This is a genomic window from Flavobacterium sp. (assembly GCF_040383245.1).
Lineage (GTDB): Bacteria > Bacteroidota > Bacteroidia > Flavobacteriales > Flavobacteriaceae > Flavobacterium.
This window is the reverse complement of sequence record NZ_JBEIDX010000001.1, coordinates 43,290-59,038: the sequence shown is the minus strand read 5'-3', so window position 1 is coordinate 59,038 and position 15,749 is coordinate 43,290. Positions and strand designations below refer to the sequence as shown.

Below are 15,749 nucleotides of genomic sequence, written 5' to 3'. Positions count from 1 at the left end.
TTTGTAAATTTAGACCTTAAAAAAGGAATTGTTTTTATTACTTTGTATGAAACAAACGCCCTAAATATTTTATATATTTACGACGATTCAAATGTAGAAAATATTTATTAAGGTTGTTTCTTTCCTTAACAAAATAAAGTTTTATAAAATTACACTAAAATAGCTAGTTACCCAAATTTCAAAAGTCATGAAAAAAAGATTAGAATCCGAATTAATAAGTATTGCGCACCGAATATTAAAATTAAAAAATAAATCGGAGGTAGACCAATTGTATTTAGAAACTAGAAAATTATATGAAACTTTAGCTGTATTAAAATTTTATGGCGATAACTACGAACAAGTAAAATCGGAGGTTTCTCAAGAAGAACTTGAAGAAAAATTAGCTGCTGAGGAAATTATTCAAGAGGAAATTAAAGAAATTCCTGTTGAAGAAGTTGTAGTTGCTGCTCAAGAAATGGAAGAAGTACTTGAGGAAGAAGTTGACGAAGATGAAGAAATTGATGATGAAGAGGAAATCGAGGAAGAAGACCTTGACGAAAGTGATGAGGATTTAGAGGAAGAGGAGGACGAAAGTGATGAGGAAGATGAAGAGGATGAAAATGAGGAAGATGAGGACGACAGTGAAGAAGCTGAAGACGAAGAGGAATTTGAAAATGCGATCCATTTTGAGCCAATATTTGAATTAGAAGGCTCATTTGAAGAATCAGAAGATGAAGATGATAATGAAGATAAAGAACTATTTGAGCCAAATACTAAAACGGTAGAGTCAAATAAAATAGAATCAAGACAAATCTCATTTGAAGATTTATTAGGAGAAAGTTTTAACGAACCTGAATTTGTTAAACCTAATGATGTGGTAATTCCTAGTTCTTTAATAGAAGTAATTGAAGAAAAACCATTGTCGTTAAACGACCAACATTCGAAAGCAATAAACATTGGAATGAACGACAGAATTGCTTTTGTTAAGCATTTATTTGACGACAGTGCCGAAGATTACAACCGTGTATTATCGCAATTAAATTCGTTTACAACCAAAGAAGAAGCCATTGATTTTATTGAAGAAATCATCAAACCCGATTACGAAAATTGGGTAGGAAGCGAAGAATATGCAGAGCGATTTATGGAAATTGTGAAGAACAAATTTAACTAAATGTCAAAACTTTATATTGTTCCAACTCCCATTGGAAATCTTGAAGACATGACTTTTAGAGCCATAAAAGTTCTAAAAGAAGCCGACTTGATTTTAGCAGAAGATACCCGAACGAGTGGAAAATTGCTAAAACATTTCGAAATTGCTACTCATATGCATAGCCACCACATGCATAACGAACACAAAACGGTGGAGAATTTAATTGCACGATTAAAAGGTGGTGAAACTATAGCTTTAATTAGCGATGCTGGGACGCCAGCAATTTCGGATCCCGGTTTCTTATTAACTCGTGCTTGTGTTGAAAATAATATTGAAGTCGATTGTTTGCCCGGCGCAACAGCATTTGTTCCTGCATTAGTAAATAGTGGCTTGCCCAACGATCGCTTTATATTTGAAGGGTTTTTACCCGAAAAAAAGGGAAGACAAACGCGTTATTTGGCTTTAGCCGAAGAAACAAGAACCATGATTTTTTATGTTTCCCCACATAAATTAGTTAAAACCTTAACCGAATTCGTTCAGTATTTTGGCTCAGATAGACCGGTGTCTATCTCTAGAGAATTGTCTAAATTACATGAAGAAACCGTTCGTGGTACTGCTGCAGAAGTGCTAAAACACTTTGAAGCAAAACCTCCAAAAGGAGAAATTGTTGCCGTAGTTGGTGGCAAGAATGCAAAGTAATAATTAATCCCTACTTATGCGGTGGACCTTAAAATCAAAGCCCGAAAAAGAGAAAGTTCAAAAGCTACAAAACGAACTTCAAGTAGATGCGCTTATTGCAACCCTTTTGGTTCAAAGAGGCGTGGAAACCTATGATCAGGCCAAATCATTTTTTCGTCCTTCGTTAACCGATTTGCATGATCCGTTTCTTATGAAAGACATGGATAAAGCGGTTGTTCGTATTGAAGAAGCGATTCTTAAAGGTGAAAACATATTGGTTTTTGGTGATTACGATGTAGATGGAACCACTGCCGTTTCGTTGGTTTCGAGTTATTTGAAAAGTTATTATCCAAATGTTGCCACATACATCCCCGATAGATACGACGAAGGTTATGGAATTTCTTATACCGGAATTGATTTTGCCGAAGACAATGAATTTTCCTTAATCATCGCGCTAGATTGCGGAATAAAATCGATCGATCATATTGCGTATGCGAATGCTAAAAATATTGATTTTATCATTTGCGATCACCACCGCCCAGGAGATGAATTACCTAATGCGGTTGCTATTTTAGATCCTAAAAGGGATGATTGTTCGTATCCATATGATGAACTTTGCGGATGCGGAATTGGGTTTAAATTAATTCAAGCCCTTGCTTCAAAAAGAGGCCAAATGCTAGAAGATTTGATTCATTATTTGGATTTGGTTGCTACAGCAATTGCTGCCGATATCGTACCTATAACTGGAGAAAATAGAATCTTGGCTAAATACGGTTTAGAGGTTATTAATTCGAATCCAAGACCTGGGATAAAGGCATTAATTCAAAATGTAAATAAAAAATCACTCACCATAACTGATGTGGTTTTTATTATCGCTCCGCGGATAAACGCTGCCGGAAGGATCAAACACGGAAATGAAGCCGTTGCACTTTTAACGGAATATGATTTGGATCAAGCGGAACAATTTGCTTCCGAAATTGAACAACACAATTCGGACAGAAAAGGGTTGGACAAACAAATAACAGTTGAAGCTCTTGCACAAATTGAAGACAATAACGAAAAAGAGAATTTCACTACCGTTATTTATCAAGAAAATTGGCACAAAGGCGTGATTGGAATTGTAGCTTCACGATTAACCGAAACCTATTACCGGCCTACGATTGTTTTTACTAAAAGTGGAGACAAACTTGCCGCTTCGGCACGATCAGTAAAAGATTTTGATGTCTATAATGCCATTGAAGCTTGTTCCATGCATTTGGAGCAATTTGGCGGACACAAATACGCTGCTGGAATGACTTTGAAAGAAGAAAATTATGAAGCGTTTAAAGCTGCTTTTGAAAAGGAAGTTCGTAACACTATTTCTTCTGAATTACTTATTCCAGAAATTGAAATTGATGCCGAAATTAATTTATCGGATATTTCACCCAAATTAATTCGGGTATTAAATCAGTTTGAGCCTTTTGGTCCTGAAAATATGACTCCTGTTTTTATGACTAAAAACATAAAAGACACTGGATATCCTAAGCTTTTAGGAAAAGAGGAAGAGCATTTGAAATTATTTGTGAAACAAGAAAATTCGGAAGGTTTTGGTGCAATTGCATTTTTTATGGGCAACAAACTAAATCAGATTTCAAATCAAAAACCTTTTGACGCAGTTTATTGTATTGATGAAAATGAATTTAAGGGAACGGTAACCGTTCAATTGCGAATTAAAGATTTGAAGAACTAAAATTCCCCTTTTAAGAACTTAATATTTCTACTTAAGCCCGATAATTTAGTGCGTTTCACTGCCGAATTTTTAAACACTTTATTAAAAGTATCTTCGGTGATTTCTTCCCAATCTTTTTTGGTAAAAGACAACAATTCTTTGTTGGGATTGAACAAGGGCTCGGAATGAGGTTTTGAAAAACGATTCCATGGGCACACATCTTGACATACATCACAACCAAACATCCAGTCGTTAAATTTACCTTTCATTTCTTGCGGGAGATTGTCTTTGAGTTCAATTGTAAAATAAGAAATACACTTACTTCCATCTACGACATATGGCGATACAATTGCTTCGGTAGGACACGAATCAATGCAAGCAGTACAGGTTCCACAATGGTCCGTAGTGGCATGATCATATTCTAGTTCGAGGTCAATAATTAATTCGGCAATAAAGAAAAAAGAGCCTGTTTTTTGAGAAATTAAATTGCTGTTTTTACCAATCCATCCCAACCCCGATTTGGCTGCCCAAGCTTTATCTAATACAGGAGCTGAATCGACAAAAGCTCTACCCGAAACTGCACCAATTTCCGATTGAATGGTATGCAGTAATTCCTTTAATTTTTCTTTAATTACAAAATGATAATCATGCCCATAGGCATATTTTGATATTTTATAACTGTCTGTATTTTGTTCTTCTGAAGGAAAATAATTAAGTAAAAGAGAGATGACACTTTTAGCATCATCAACCAACAAAGTTGGATTTAATCTCAGGTCAAAATGGTTTTCCATATAAGACATTTGACCGTGGTTGTTTTTATTCAACCAGGATTCCAATCGAGGGGCTTCTTCTTCGAGAAAACCTGCTTTGGATATCCCGCAAGAAAGAAAGCCGAGTCTTTTGGATTCGGCTTTAATTAATTGCGTGTATTTTTCTCTTATGTTTATCAAAATTAAAACAATCCGCCTTGAATATTAGTATTTATTTTACCCAGGTGTTTGTATGCTTTTTCAGTAACTTCTCTACCTCTTGGAGTTCTAATAATAAAACCTTCTTGAATTAAGAAGGGCTCATATACTTCTTCAATAGTTTCTCCACTTTCAGAAACCGCAGTTGCTAATGTAGATAGACCAACTGGACCTCCTTTAAATTTATCGATTATGGTATTCAAAATCTTATTATCCATTTCGTCAAGTCCATGCGCATCTACATGTAAAGCTTGTAATGAATATTGGGCAATTTGAATATCTATTTTTCCGTTACCTTTTATTTGAGCAAAATCTCGAACTCGTCTTAAAAGCGCATTGGCAATACGAGGAGTTCCTCTACTTCTACCTGCAATTTCGATAGCAGCTTCCATAGTAATTGGCATCTTTAAGATTGCAGAACTTCTTTGAACAATGGTAGTTAATAGTTCTGTGTTGTAATATTGTAATCTACTTTGGATTCCAAAACGTGCGCGCATAGGAGCCGTAAGTAAACCAGAACGTGTTGTAGCACCAACAAGAGTAAACGGATTTAAATTTAATTGAACGGTTCTAGCATTAGGCCCAGATTCAATCATAATATCTATTTTAAAGTCTTCCATAGCCGAATATAAATATTCTTCTACAACAGGACTTAAACGATGAATTTCGTCAATAAAAAGAACGTCGCGCTCTTCCAAATTAGTAAGTAGCCCTGCTAAGTCACCTGGTTTATCTAATACAGGCCCAGAAGTAATTTTAATTCCGACTCCTAGTTCATTAGCCAAGATATTAGCTAATGTAGTTTTTCCCAATCCGGGAGGGCCATGAAATAAGGTATGATCCAACGCTTCATTTCTTTGATTAGCAGCTTCCACAAAAACTTTTAGATTATCTAAAACTTGTTCTTGCCCAGTGAAATCATCAAAAGAAAGCGGCCTTAACTTTTTTTCAAGGTCGAGCTCTTCGGAGTTATAATTGGAATTGGTAGGATCTAAATTTTCGTTCATATTACAAATATATAACAAAGTAGAGGTAAATTAAAATGCCTCTCAAAATTGAGAGGCATTTTAAAAATATATTTTTTTTCCTAGTGGTGTAATTCTTCTTCACCTGGTTTCATTGGAACGTTTTGAGGAACAAAATCTTCATCATGCCCTGGCTTACTGTAATCGTATGGCCATCTGTGAACTTCAGGAATTTCTCCTGGCCAGTTACCGTGAATGTGCTCAATTGGAGCAGTCCATTCTAAAGTATTAGATCTCCATGGATTTTGTACAGTTCTTTTTCCGTAGAAAATACTACTAAAGAAGTTGTATAAAAATACTAATTGGAAAACTCCACCAACGATTGCGAAAGTAGTGATTACCACATTCACATCTTGTAAATCATCAAATAATGGGAAGTTTGTGTTTTCATAATATCTTCTTGGAAGACCTGCCATTCCGATAAAGTGCATTGGGAAAAATACTCCATAAGCACAAACTGCAGTTACCCAAAAGTGAACATAACCCAAGGTTTTATTTAACATTCTTCCGAACATTTTAGGGAACCAGTGGTAGATTCCAGCGAACATTCCGTAAAGTGCAGAAATACCCATTACTAAGTGGAAGTGTGCCACAACAAAATAGGTGTCATGAACATTAATATCTAAAGTACTATCTCCTAAGATGATTCCTGTTAAACCTCCAGTTATGAATGTAGAAACTAATCCGATAGAAAATAACATTGCTGGATTTAATTGCAAGTTACCTTTCCATAAAGTAGTAATATAGTTAAACGCTTTTACAGCCGATGGAATTGCAATTAATAAGGTTGTAAATGTAAATACCGAACCTAAGAACGGATTCATTCCTGATATAAACATGTGGTGGCCCCATACGATTGTTGACAAGAATGCAATTGCAAGAATTGACATAATCATCGCTCTGTATCCAAAGATTGGTTTACGAGAGTTAGTTGCAATTACTTCAGAGGTAATTCCTAATGCAGGTAAAAGAATGATGTATACTTCAGGGTGACCTAAGAACCAAAATAAGTGTTCGAATAATACTGGAGAACCACCTTGATAATTTAATACTTCACCTGCTAAATAAATATCAGATAAAAAGAAAGAAGTACCAAAACTTCTATCCATTATTAATAATAATGCTGCAGATAATAATACTGGGAAAGATATAACACCGATTACAGCTGTGATAAAGAAAGCCCAAATAGTAAGTGGCATTCTTGTTAAAGACATTCCTTTTGTTCTTAAATTGATTACGGTTACGATATAATTCAGAGATCCTAATAAAGAAGCTGCAATGAATATCGCCATAGAAACTAACCAAAGTGTCATTCCCATACCCGAACCTGAAATTGCTTGAGGTAAGGCACTTAATGGAGGATATATTGTCCATCCTGCAGATGCTGGACCTGACTCTACAAATAGGGACCATACCATTATAACACTTGATAAGAAAAATAACCAATAAGATATCATATTTAATAACCCAGAAGCCATATCTCGTGCTCCAAGTTGCAATGGAATTAATAGGTTACTAAAGGTACCACTCAGTGCGGCCGTAAGAACGAAAAACACCATAATGGTTCCGTGAATAGTAATTAAAGACAAGTATGCTTCATTGGTCATAACTCCACCTGGAGCCATTTTTTCTCCTAAAAAGAAACTAAATACTTTAAAAGATTGTTCTGGCCAAGCTAATTGAAGTCTAAAAAGCAAAGACATTCCAACACCAATAATTCCCATAAAAATACCTGTAAGCAAGTATTGTTTAGCAATCATTTTGTGGTCTATACTAAAAATGTATTTAGTAATAAACGTGTCTTTATGGTGGTGTTCGTGGTGATCTATTGCGTGATCTATTGCGTGATTATCGTGTGCGTGACTCATAGTATATAAAATATATTATTTATTATTTTGTTTTTGCTGCCGCTACTATTGTAGTGTCAACTTTTACTGCAGTGGTATCTTTAATTACTGGATTTTTTTCAGCATCCTTAGCAGCTTGCTCTTCTTTAACAGATTTTACTAAAGAGGTTTTGCCAGCTAACCATTTTTTGTAATCTTCAGGAGTATCTACTACAATTTTCATTTGCATATTATAGTGAGATGCTCCACAAATTTTATTACATAACAATAAAAAATCAAAAGTATAAGGATCTAAAGCTGTTTTACCTTCTGCAACTAAAGCTATACTATTTTCTTCTCTAATTTTATTGATATTAGCTACTTTTTCAATCATTTCTGGGGTTTCTCTCATCTCTTCAGTTGTCATAGATGGGATAAAAGCAAATTGAGTTACCATACCAGGAACACAATTCATTTGCGCTCTAAAGTGAGGCATATACATTGAATGCAATACATCTTGAGAACGTATTTTGAAAATAACTTTCTTCCCTTTTGGAAGGTGTAATTCATCTGTTACAATATCATCTTGAGCATTTGGATCAGAAAGATCAACTCCTAATGTATTAACTCCTTCAATTAAACGAACATTTGCTTTTCCTAATACATTATCTGCACCAGAATATCTAGCTGTCCATTTAAATTGTTGAGCGTATATTTCAATAACAATTGGTTTTTCAACTTTTTCATTAATGAACATAATGTCATTCCATGTAAATAATCCAAAGAAAATTAGAACTGCTAATACTATAGCTGGAATAGAGCTCCAAATAAATTCTAATTTGTTGTTATCAGAAAAATAAGTAGCAACTTGACCTTTTCTACCTCTGTATTTGTATGAAAAGTAAAATAACAATGCTTGTGTAATTGTTTGAACAATAAAAATTAAGATCATTGAGATCCACATTAATTGATCAACTTCTTTACCGTGAACAGAAGCTGAATTACTCATTAATGGAAATTTTCCGTAATAAGCAAAACAATATATTGTTATTAAATAAATGAACGCTAAAAAGGCAAAAGATAAATACCCATTAACTTTATTGTCTTTATCATCAGCTACAAGAGACTCTTCTCCTTTTTTGCCAACTTGAGTTAAATCGAAAATTTTAGTTAGTTGCCACATAGCAACAGATAATAAAACTAAAACAAGAATTACTAATAAACTCGTCATTTGTTGTTTACTTTAAATATTAATAATGAAAATGTTTACTTTCTTCTATAAACGGGTTGCGTTTTGGAGTAAGTGGTGCTTTTGTTAAAGCAGTAAATACAACGAAAATAAACAATCCTAAAAAGAATAAAACAGATGAAATTTCTGATACACCGATAAACCATTGGTCTCCAACTGTAGCTGGCATAACCATATTAAAGAAATCAATATAGTGACCACATAATATTACAATACCTGCGCCAACAATGATTGGAGCTACGCGTTTGAAATCGGTATTGATAAGAACTAACAATGGGAATACAAAGTTCATTACAACAGCACCCCAAAATGGTAATGTGTATAAATCAATTCTTGTTTTAAAGTATGTAACTTCTTCTGGGATATTAGCATACCAAATTAACATAAATTGAGAGAACCATAAATAAGTCCAGAAAACACTTAATCCAAACATGAATTTTGATAAATCATGAATATGGCTTGAATTAACATGCTCTAAATATCCTTTTGATTTTAAGTAAATAGTAACCATTGAAATTGTAGTGATTCCACTTACAAAGAAACTTGCAAATACATACCATCCAAATAAAGTACTGAACCAGTGTGGGTCAAAAGACATTAACCAGTCCCATGCCATAATTGATTCTGAAACGATAAAGAATACTAAGAATCCAGCTGATAATTTAAAGTTCTTTTTGTAGAAAGTATCGTCATTAGCTTCATCTTGAGCTAAGCAATTTTTTCTTGAAATATAACGGTATAAATTCCAACCTAATAAGAAGATTGCAGCTCTTGAGATCCAAAATGCAAAATTCAAATACCCTGATTTACCTGCGATAATTTCATCATAATTAGGATTTCCTTTTTCAGTAATTCCTTCTGCCATCCATGCAAATAAATGATTTGATTCAAATAAATGCATTCCAGTAACGAATAATAATATAAAGAAAATTACAGACCCAACAGGTAAATAAGCTGTAATTGCTTGCATAACTCTAAATAAAACTGGAGACCATCCTGCTTGAGCAACTTGTTGAATTGCATAAAATGCAAGTACTCCAAGTGAAACTAACATGAAGAAAATACAAGCTACATATAAAGCAGCCCAAGGTTTATTTTGCAATTGATGCAATACATGTTCTGCATGCTCTTCTTTTTCTTTTGCCAATTCTTCTGCGCTTTCATGGTGAGTAGCAGCTTTTTCTACTGCAACTTCTTCAGTTTTAGCAGTGTCAACCGCCGCAACTAAAGTATCATGTGCTACAGCTGTAGTATCTTTTGATGCAACTGCTTCTGCGTGTGTTGCTTCTGCATGTGTTGCTTCTTCAGTTGGCATTGCAACCGCTTTAGCATCTTCTTTAACTGTTTCTGCATTATGTCCTTCATGGTGGCTAGCAGCAATAATTGCTTCTGCATCTTCTAAAGTTTTTGGCGCAGCTAAAAACCCATACACAATACCTACTAATCCTAAAGTCATTAGAATAAGTGCAGTGGTTTTTAATTTTTTTGAAATTGTATACATATCTATAAGAATCTGTTTGTTCAAGTATTATAATTGTCCTTTTAGTTGCATTACATAGGCAGCAACCATCCAACGCTCTTGTTGGTCTAATTGATTGGCGTATGAACCCATTGAGTTTAATCCGTAATTAATTACATGATTAATACTTCCTTGATTAATTACTCTATCAGCATAACTAGGAACTCCTAAGTATTTTCCTTGGGTAACTAAATTTCCTTTACCATCACCAGCAGTTCCGTGGCAAATTGCGCAATATATATTATAAAGCTCTTCTGCTTTTTTCATATCAATTTTTGCAGGATCTAATGGAGAAGCTATGTTGGCAGCCTTAACTGCATTATATGCCTCTGGAGTATTTGGAAATTCATAGGGTACATAGCCTCTTTTAACTGTTCCTACAGGTGGCAATTGGCCTTCTTTTCCTTGTAAACCATTTGGAGAATTAAATGCTGATGATTCTGAATAGGTTTCATAAGCAACCGATTCATACATGTTAGGCATGTATTGATAATTTGGAGCTCCATTATCCTTACAAGAAGAAAAGGAAATTACTATTCCTAATACTAATGTTATTTTTAATAAACTTTTCATGTCTGTTTAGTTCTTTTCAATTACTTTAACTTCTACAGCTCCTGTTTTTTTCAAGAAAGTAGTTAGTTCTTTTTCATTATCATTTACAGCAACTTCCATCAAGAAATGGTCATCTGTAGTTCTTACATCTGGATTTTCTGCTTGTTTAAATGGCCATAATTTACTTCTCATATAAAAAGTAATAACCATTAAGTGCGCTGCAAAAAATACAGTCATTTCAAACATAACTGGTACAAAAGCAGGCATGTTTTGAATGTAACTCATACTTGGTTTTCCACCAATATCTTGTGGCCAATCTTGAATCATGATAAAATCCATCATGGTAGTTGCTACTGTAATTCCAATACATCCGTAGATGAAAGCACAAATAGCTAATCGTGTTGATGGTAATCCCATTGCTTTATCCAATCCGTGAACCGGAAATGGAGTAAATACTTCTTCAATATGATGGTGTGCTTCTCTGGTTTGCTTTACAGCATCCATTAATATATCATCATCATTGTATATAGCGTGTATAAATTTATTACTACTCATAACAACTATTAATGTTTATCTGAATGATTATTGTTTTCTCTTTCTCTTTTGTAATTTTCTCCAGATGATTTCAAGATTGTTTTCACCTCTGCTTGAGCAATCACTGGGAAAGTTCTAGCATATAATAAGAACAATACAAAGAAGAAACCAATAGTACCTGTAAAAATACCGATATCAATAAATGTAGGAGAGAACATTGTCCATGAAGATGGAAGGTAATCTCTGTGTAAAGAAGTAACGATAATTACAAAACGCTCAAACCACATACCAATATTTACCACAATGGAGATGATAAATGAGAACATGATACTAGTTCTTAATTTTTTAGACCACATAAATTGTGGAGAGAATACGTTACAAGTCATCATTGACCAGTATGCCCACCAGTAAGGTCCTGTTGCTCTATTTAAGAATGCATATTGTTCGTATTCAACACCAGAGTACCATGCTACAAATAATTCTGTAATATAAGCAACCCCAACGATAGAACCTGTAATCATGATTACAATGTTCATTAATTCGATATGTTGAATAGTGATGTAAGCTTCAAGATTAGATACTTTTCTCATAATGATTAACAAGGTGTTTACCATTGCAAATCCTGAGAATACCGCTCCAGCAACGAAGTAGGGAGGGAAAATTGTGGTATGCCATCCTGGTACTACCGAAGTAGCAAAGTCCATAGATACGATAGTATGTACAGAAAGTACTAGTGGAGTAGCTAAACCTGCAAGTACTAAAGATACTTCTTCAAAACGTTGCCAATCTTTAGCTCTACCACTCCATCCAAAACTTAAAATAGAATAGATTCTTTTTGTAAATGGAGTTACTGCTCTATCTCTTAACATAGCAAAATCAGGAAGTAAACCAGTCCACCAGAATACTAATGATACTGAAAGGTACGTTGAAATTGCAAATACGTCCCAAAGTAATGGCGAGTTAAAGTTAACCCATAATGATCCAAATTGGTTAGGAATTGGAACTACCCAATAAGCCAACCATGGACGACCCATGTGGATGATTGGAAACAATCCTGCTTGCACTACCGAGAAGATAGTCATTGCTTCCGCAGAACGGTTAATAGCCATTCTCCATCTTTGACGGAAAAGTAAAAGTACTGCAGAAATTAAAGTTCCTGCGTGACCAATACCAACCCACCAAACGAAATTGGTAATATCCCAAGCCCAACCTACTGTTTTGTTTAGTCCCCAAGAACCAATACCAGTAGATATAGTATAAACGATACAACCTATTCCCCAAAGGAAAGCTGCTAATGCGATTGAAAAAACGGTCCACCATTGTTTGTTTGCTCTACCTTCAACTGGGGCAGCAACATCTACAGTCACATCGTGATAATTTTTATCACCTATAACTAATGGTTTTCTAATGGGTGCTTCGTAGTGAGACGACATAATCCTTTATCTTGTTTCTTAATAATTCTTTTTATACTAGGTATTTCTAACTTTTACGTGATAGAAAACGTTTGGTTTAGTTCCAACATGCTCTAATAAATGATACATTCTTTTGTCTTCAGATAACTTAGCAACATTAGATTCTTTATCATTTACATCTCCAAATTTCATTGCTCCAGAAGAACAAGCATTTGAACAAGCTGTTTGGAATTCACCATCTTTAATTTCTCTTCCATCTCGTTTTGCGTCAAGAATAGTTTTTTGTGTCATTTGGATACACATAGAACATTTTTCCATAACCCCACGAGAACGAACGTTTACATCTGGGTTGATAACCATACGACCTAAATCGTCGTTCATATGGTAATCAAATTCGCTGTTATTATTGTATAAGAACCAGTTAAAACGACGAACTTTATACGGACAGTTGTTAGCGCAGTAACGAGTACCAACACATCTGTTGTATGCCATTTGGTTTTGACCTTGACGACCGTGAGAAGTTGCAGCAACTGGGCATACAGTTTCACATGGTGCGTGGTTACAATGTTGACACATTACTGGTTGGAAAGCCACTTGTGGATTGTCTGCAGGATGCTCCATGCTTCCAAAACCTCCTAATGACCCTTTATCTCCAAATAATCCGTCAAAGTTTTCTTTTTTCTCATTATCTCCAGCAAAAGTATCTTCAGACGAATAGTATCTATCAATACGCAACCAGTGCATATCACGACTTCTTCTTACCTCTGATTTACCAACTACTGGAACATTGTTTTCAGCATGACAAGCAATAACGCAAGCTCCACAACCTGTACAAGCATTTAAATCGATAGACAAGTTAAAGTGATGTCCGATTGAACGATCAAATGATTCCCATAAATCTACTTTAGTAGCTTCTACTTCTTTGTGATCTAAAGAAACCATAGGAACTGGATTCCATTCTTTAGCATCTTTAGTGTTGAAAATTTCAAGTGTAGTTTCTCTAACGATGTCTCCTCTACCCATTAAAGTTTTTTGTGATTGAACACAAGCAAACTCATGCTCTCCACTTCCTTTAGTAAGTGTAGCCGATTGAACATTATTAAAGTTATTGTATAACAAGTACGCATTTACACCCACTTGCATTTCTTCTTTTAATGAAGCTTTTTTACCATATCCAAGCGCTAAACCTAAAGTCCCTTTTGCTTGTCCTGGTTGAACAATTACTGGTACGTTTTCAAGTTTAACTCCATTAACTGTTAATGTAGCATAACTTCCGTTAAGACCACCATTTGCAACAATTTTGTTTTCTAATTCTAATTTAGTTGCGTCTGCTTGAGAAACAGTAACATAATTATCCCAAGATACTCTTGTAATTGGATCTGGAAACTCTTGTAACCATGGATTGTTAGCTTGTTGTCCATCTCCTAAACCTGTTTTAGTATACAATACTAATTCAAAATCTTTAGAAGGAGTCGCTTTTGCTAAAGCAGCAGCTGCACCACTATAATCAGCAGTACCACCTGCAATTGCAGTAGCTCCAGAAACAACTAATCCATCGTGTAACACTTTATTCCAAGTACTTCCCGCAATATAAGAAGCAGCAGTAGCTTTTACATAATCATAATAAGTACCCGCAACTCCATTCCAATACATTAAAGCTTCTTGAAATTGTTTGGTATTGAATAAAGGTCTGATTGTAGGTTGAACCAAAGAGAAAGTCCCTTTAGTTAACGTATGGTCATTCCAAGACTCTAAATAATGAGGAGCAGCAGCAGCTATATTAACTACTTCTGCAGTTTCATCTTCTTTTAGAGAAAAGGCAACTGATGTTTTTACTTTTTTAAGACCCGCTACAAAAGCGCTGCTGTTTGCTAAAGTATATACCGGATTTACACCACTCATAATTAATGTGTGAACTGAACCCGCATTCATATCAGCAATTAATTGCGCAACTTTCTCATTAGATCCTTTACGAATTAATCTTGCTCCAGCTGTTGCTAATGCTTCGCTTTTAATAACTTGATTAATTGCTAAAACTAATAACTGAGCGTTTTTATCTTGAATTCCAGAAACTAAAAGTCCTTTGCTTCCAGCAGCTTTCAACTGATTGGCAGCTTTAACAACTTCCGCTTCATTTTCTATTTTACCTGTAGCTACTGAAGATCCAGTAATTACATTATATATTTTAACTAATGCTAGTTTTTGATTTGCAACAGACATTGGCACTCTTTTATCTGCAGCAGCACCCGAAAGTGTCATGTTTGCTTCAAATTGAAAATGCTTAGACATCTTACCTGCTTGAGGCACTCTACCTTTTGCATAACCAGCGTCATAGCTTCCACCTTGCCAATCTCCTAAGAAATCTGCATCAAGTGCAACTATAGTATTTGCTTTTGAGAAATCATAATCTGCAAGTGCTCTTTCACCATAAACAGTTTCGAAAGCATCTAAAGCAGCAGATTCTGAAACTGCATCATAAACAACGTGTTTCGCTGTTGGATTTTTTGCAATGAAATCTGCAATTAATCTTTCAGAAGATGGACTTGCTAGAGTATTCGTTAACAATACAACTTGTTTACCTTTACTTTTAGCATCTGCTAAACTTGCTTTAACAGCAGCGTTTACTTCGCTCCATGTAGCAGATTTAGCATCCATTTTAGGAGATTTAAGTCGCATGCTATCATATAATGACAATACAGAAGCGTGAACTCTTGCATTGGCAGCAAACTTAGATCCTTCAATAGTGTTGTTTTCAATTTTAATTGGACGACCTTCTCTTGTTTTTACTAAAAGGTTTGCAAAATCAAAACCATCAAACATAGTAGTTGCATAAAAATCTGCAACACCAGGAATGATTGTATCTGGCTGAACCACATAAGGAATTGATTTGTGAACTGGTCCTTCACAAGCAGCTAGCGAAGCAGCAGCTGTGGTAAAACCAACGTACTTTAAGAAATCACGACGAGTAGTTGATGAAGAAGCTAATGAATCTTTATCTGAAAGAAAATCTGAAGTTGGAATTTCTTCAATAAATTCATTATTTCTTAGCGTCTCAACAATAGAACTATTTTCGTTTAGTTCCTCAACACTTTTCCAGTATTTTTTGTTAGATGACATCGTATATATATATATTAGATCTTAATAATTTG

General features: G+C 34.8%; 12 protein-coding genes. 3 read left to right on the top strand and 9 right to left on the bottom strand.

Annotation, left to right across the window (positions count from 1 at the left end; genetic code table 11):
- Positions 1-187 precede the first annotated feature (187 nt).
- Genes ABWO08_RS00260 through recJ form a run of 3 tightly spaced genes read left to right on the top strand, consistent with a single transcriptional unit; the run spans position 188 to position 3,536 of the window.
- Positions 188-1,150 (top strand): DUF8457 domain-containing protein, encoded by a 963-nt coding sequence (locus tag ABWO08_RS00260; RefSeq protein ID WP_353082831.1) that lies wholly within the window; start codon positions 188-190, stop codon positions 1,148-1,150.
- Positions 1,151-1,828, top strand: a complete 678-nt coding sequence (gene rsmI / locus ABWO08_RS00255) for a 16S rRNA (cytidine(1402)-2'-O)-methyltransferase (RefSeq protein WP_353082829.1) — start codon at positions 1,151-1,153, stop codon at positions 1,826-1,828. It abuts the gene before it with no gap.
- A gap of 16 nt (positions 1,829-1,844) precedes the next feature.
- Positions 1,845-3,536 carry a single-stranded-DNA-specific exonuclease RecJ gene (gene recJ / locus ABWO08_RS00250; RefSeq protein ID WP_353082827.1) on the top strand — a complete coding sequence of 564 codons (1,692 nt, stop codon included), beginning with the start codon at positions 1,845-1,847 and terminating at the stop codon, positions 3,534-3,536.
- On the opposite strand, the gene queG is transcribed toward recJ, so the two are convergent.
- From queG to ABWO08_RS00205, 9 genes are all read right to left on the bottom strand, one after another.
- Positions 3,533-4,465 (bottom strand): tRNA epoxyqueuosine(34) reductase QueG, encoded by a 933-nt coding sequence (gene queG, locus ABWO08_RS00245; protein WP_353082825.1) that lies wholly within the window; start codon positions 4,463-4,465, stop codon positions 3,533-3,535. The two genes, recJ and queG, sit on opposite strands and share 4 nt — an antisense overlap.
- Before the next feature lie 2 nt (positions 4,466-4,467).
- Entirely contained in the window at positions 4,468-5,490 is a 1,023-nt protein-coding gene (gene ruvB / locus ABWO08_RS00240) for a Holliday junction branch migration DNA helicase RuvB (protein ID WP_353082823.1), read from the bottom strand.
- Positions 5,491-5,570: 80 nt separating this feature from the next.
- Positions 5,571-7,376, bottom strand: coding sequence for a cytochrome c oxidase subunit I (locus ABWO08_RS00235; RefSeq protein ID WP_353082821.1), 1,806 nt, complete (start codon positions 7,374-7,376; stop codon positions 5,571-5,573).
- A gap of 22 nt (positions 7,377-7,398) precedes the next feature.
- Positions 7,399-8,565, bottom strand: a complete 1,167-nt coding sequence (locus tag ABWO08_RS00230; RefSeq protein WP_353082819.1) for a cytochrome c oxidase subunit II — start codon at positions 8,563-8,565, stop codon at positions 7,399-7,401.
- Between the two features lie 19 nt (positions 8,566-8,584).
- Complete coding sequence (locus tag ABWO08_RS00225) at positions 8,585-10,084, bottom strand: quinol:cytochrome C oxidoreductase (RefSeq protein WP_353082817.1); 1,500 nt, start codon at positions 10,082-10,084, stop codon at positions 8,585-8,587.
- A gap of 27 nt (positions 10,085-10,111) precedes the next feature.
- A complete protein-coding gene (locus ABWO08_RS00220; RefSeq protein WP_353082815.1) occupies positions 10,112-10,675 on the bottom strand; it encodes a c-type cytochrome in 564 nt (187 codons plus the stop codon).
- A gap of 6 nt (positions 10,676-10,681) precedes the next feature.
- The gene (locus tag ABWO08_RS00215) at positions 10,682-11,209 is read right to left on the bottom strand and encodes a DUF3341 domain-containing protein (protein ID WP_353082813.1); all 528 of its coding nucleotides are present in this window, start codon (positions 11,207-11,209) and stop codon (positions 10,682-10,684) included.
- A gap of 8 nt (positions 11,210-11,217) precedes the next feature.
- Positions 11,218-12,621: an NrfD/PsrC family molybdoenzyme membrane anchor subunit gene (nrfD, locus tag ABWO08_RS00210; RefSeq protein WP_353082811.1), complete on the bottom strand. Its 1,404-nt coding sequence runs from the start codon at positions 12,619-12,621 to the stop codon at positions 11,218-11,220.
- A 36-nt stretch (positions 12,622-12,657) separates the two neighbouring features.
- Positions 12,658-15,717: a TAT-variant-translocated molybdopterin oxidoreductase gene (locus ABWO08_RS00205; protein ID WP_353082809.1), complete on the bottom strand. Its 3,060-nt coding sequence runs from the start codon at positions 15,715-15,717 to the stop codon at positions 12,658-12,660.
- Between the last annotated feature and the right edge of the window lie 32 nt (positions 15,718-15,749).

Excerpts from the sequence above, each read along its gene's own strand:
- ABWO08_RS00260 (WP_353082831.1), top strand. The coding sequence starts at position 188 with ATGAAAAAAAGATTAGAATCCGAATTAATAAGTATTGCGCACCGAATA.
- rsmI (WP_353082829.1), top strand. The coding sequence starts at position 1,151 with ATGTCAAAACTTTATATTGTTCCAACTCCCATTGGAAATCTTGAAGAC.
- recJ (WP_353082827.1), top strand. The coding sequence starts at position 1,845 with ATGCGGTGGACCTTAAAATCAAAGCCCGAAAAAGAGAAAGTTCAAAAG.
- ruvB (WP_353082823.1), bottom strand. The coding sequence starts at position 5,490 with ATGAACGAAAATTTAGATCCTACCAATTCCAATTATAACTCCGAAGAG.
- ABWO08_RS00235 (WP_353082821.1), bottom strand. The coding sequence starts at position 7,376 with ATGAGTCACGCACACGATAATCACGCAATAGATCACGCAATAGATCAC.
- ABWO08_RS00230 (WP_353082819.1), bottom strand. The coding sequence starts at position 8,565 with ATGACGAGTTTATTAGTAATTCTTGTTTTAGTTTTATTATCTGTTGCT.
- ABWO08_RS00225 (WP_353082817.1), bottom strand. The coding sequence starts at position 10,084 with ATGTATACAATTTCAAAAAAATTAAAAACCACTGCACTTATTCTAATG.
- ABWO08_RS00220 (WP_353082815.1), bottom strand. The coding sequence starts at position 10,675 with ATGAAAAGTTTATTAAAAATAACATTAGTATTAGGAATAGTAATTTCC.
- ABWO08_RS00215 (WP_353082813.1), bottom strand. The coding sequence starts at position 11,209 with ATGAGTAGTAATAAATTTATACACGCTATATACAATGATGATGATATA.
- nrfD (WP_353082811.1), bottom strand. The coding sequence starts at position 12,621 with ATGTCGTCTCACTACGAAGCACCCATTAGAAAACCATTAGTTATAGGT.
- ABWO08_RS00205 (WP_353082809.1), bottom strand. The coding sequence starts at position 15,717 with ATGTCATCTAACAAAAAATACTGGAAAAGTGTTGAGGAACTAAACGAA.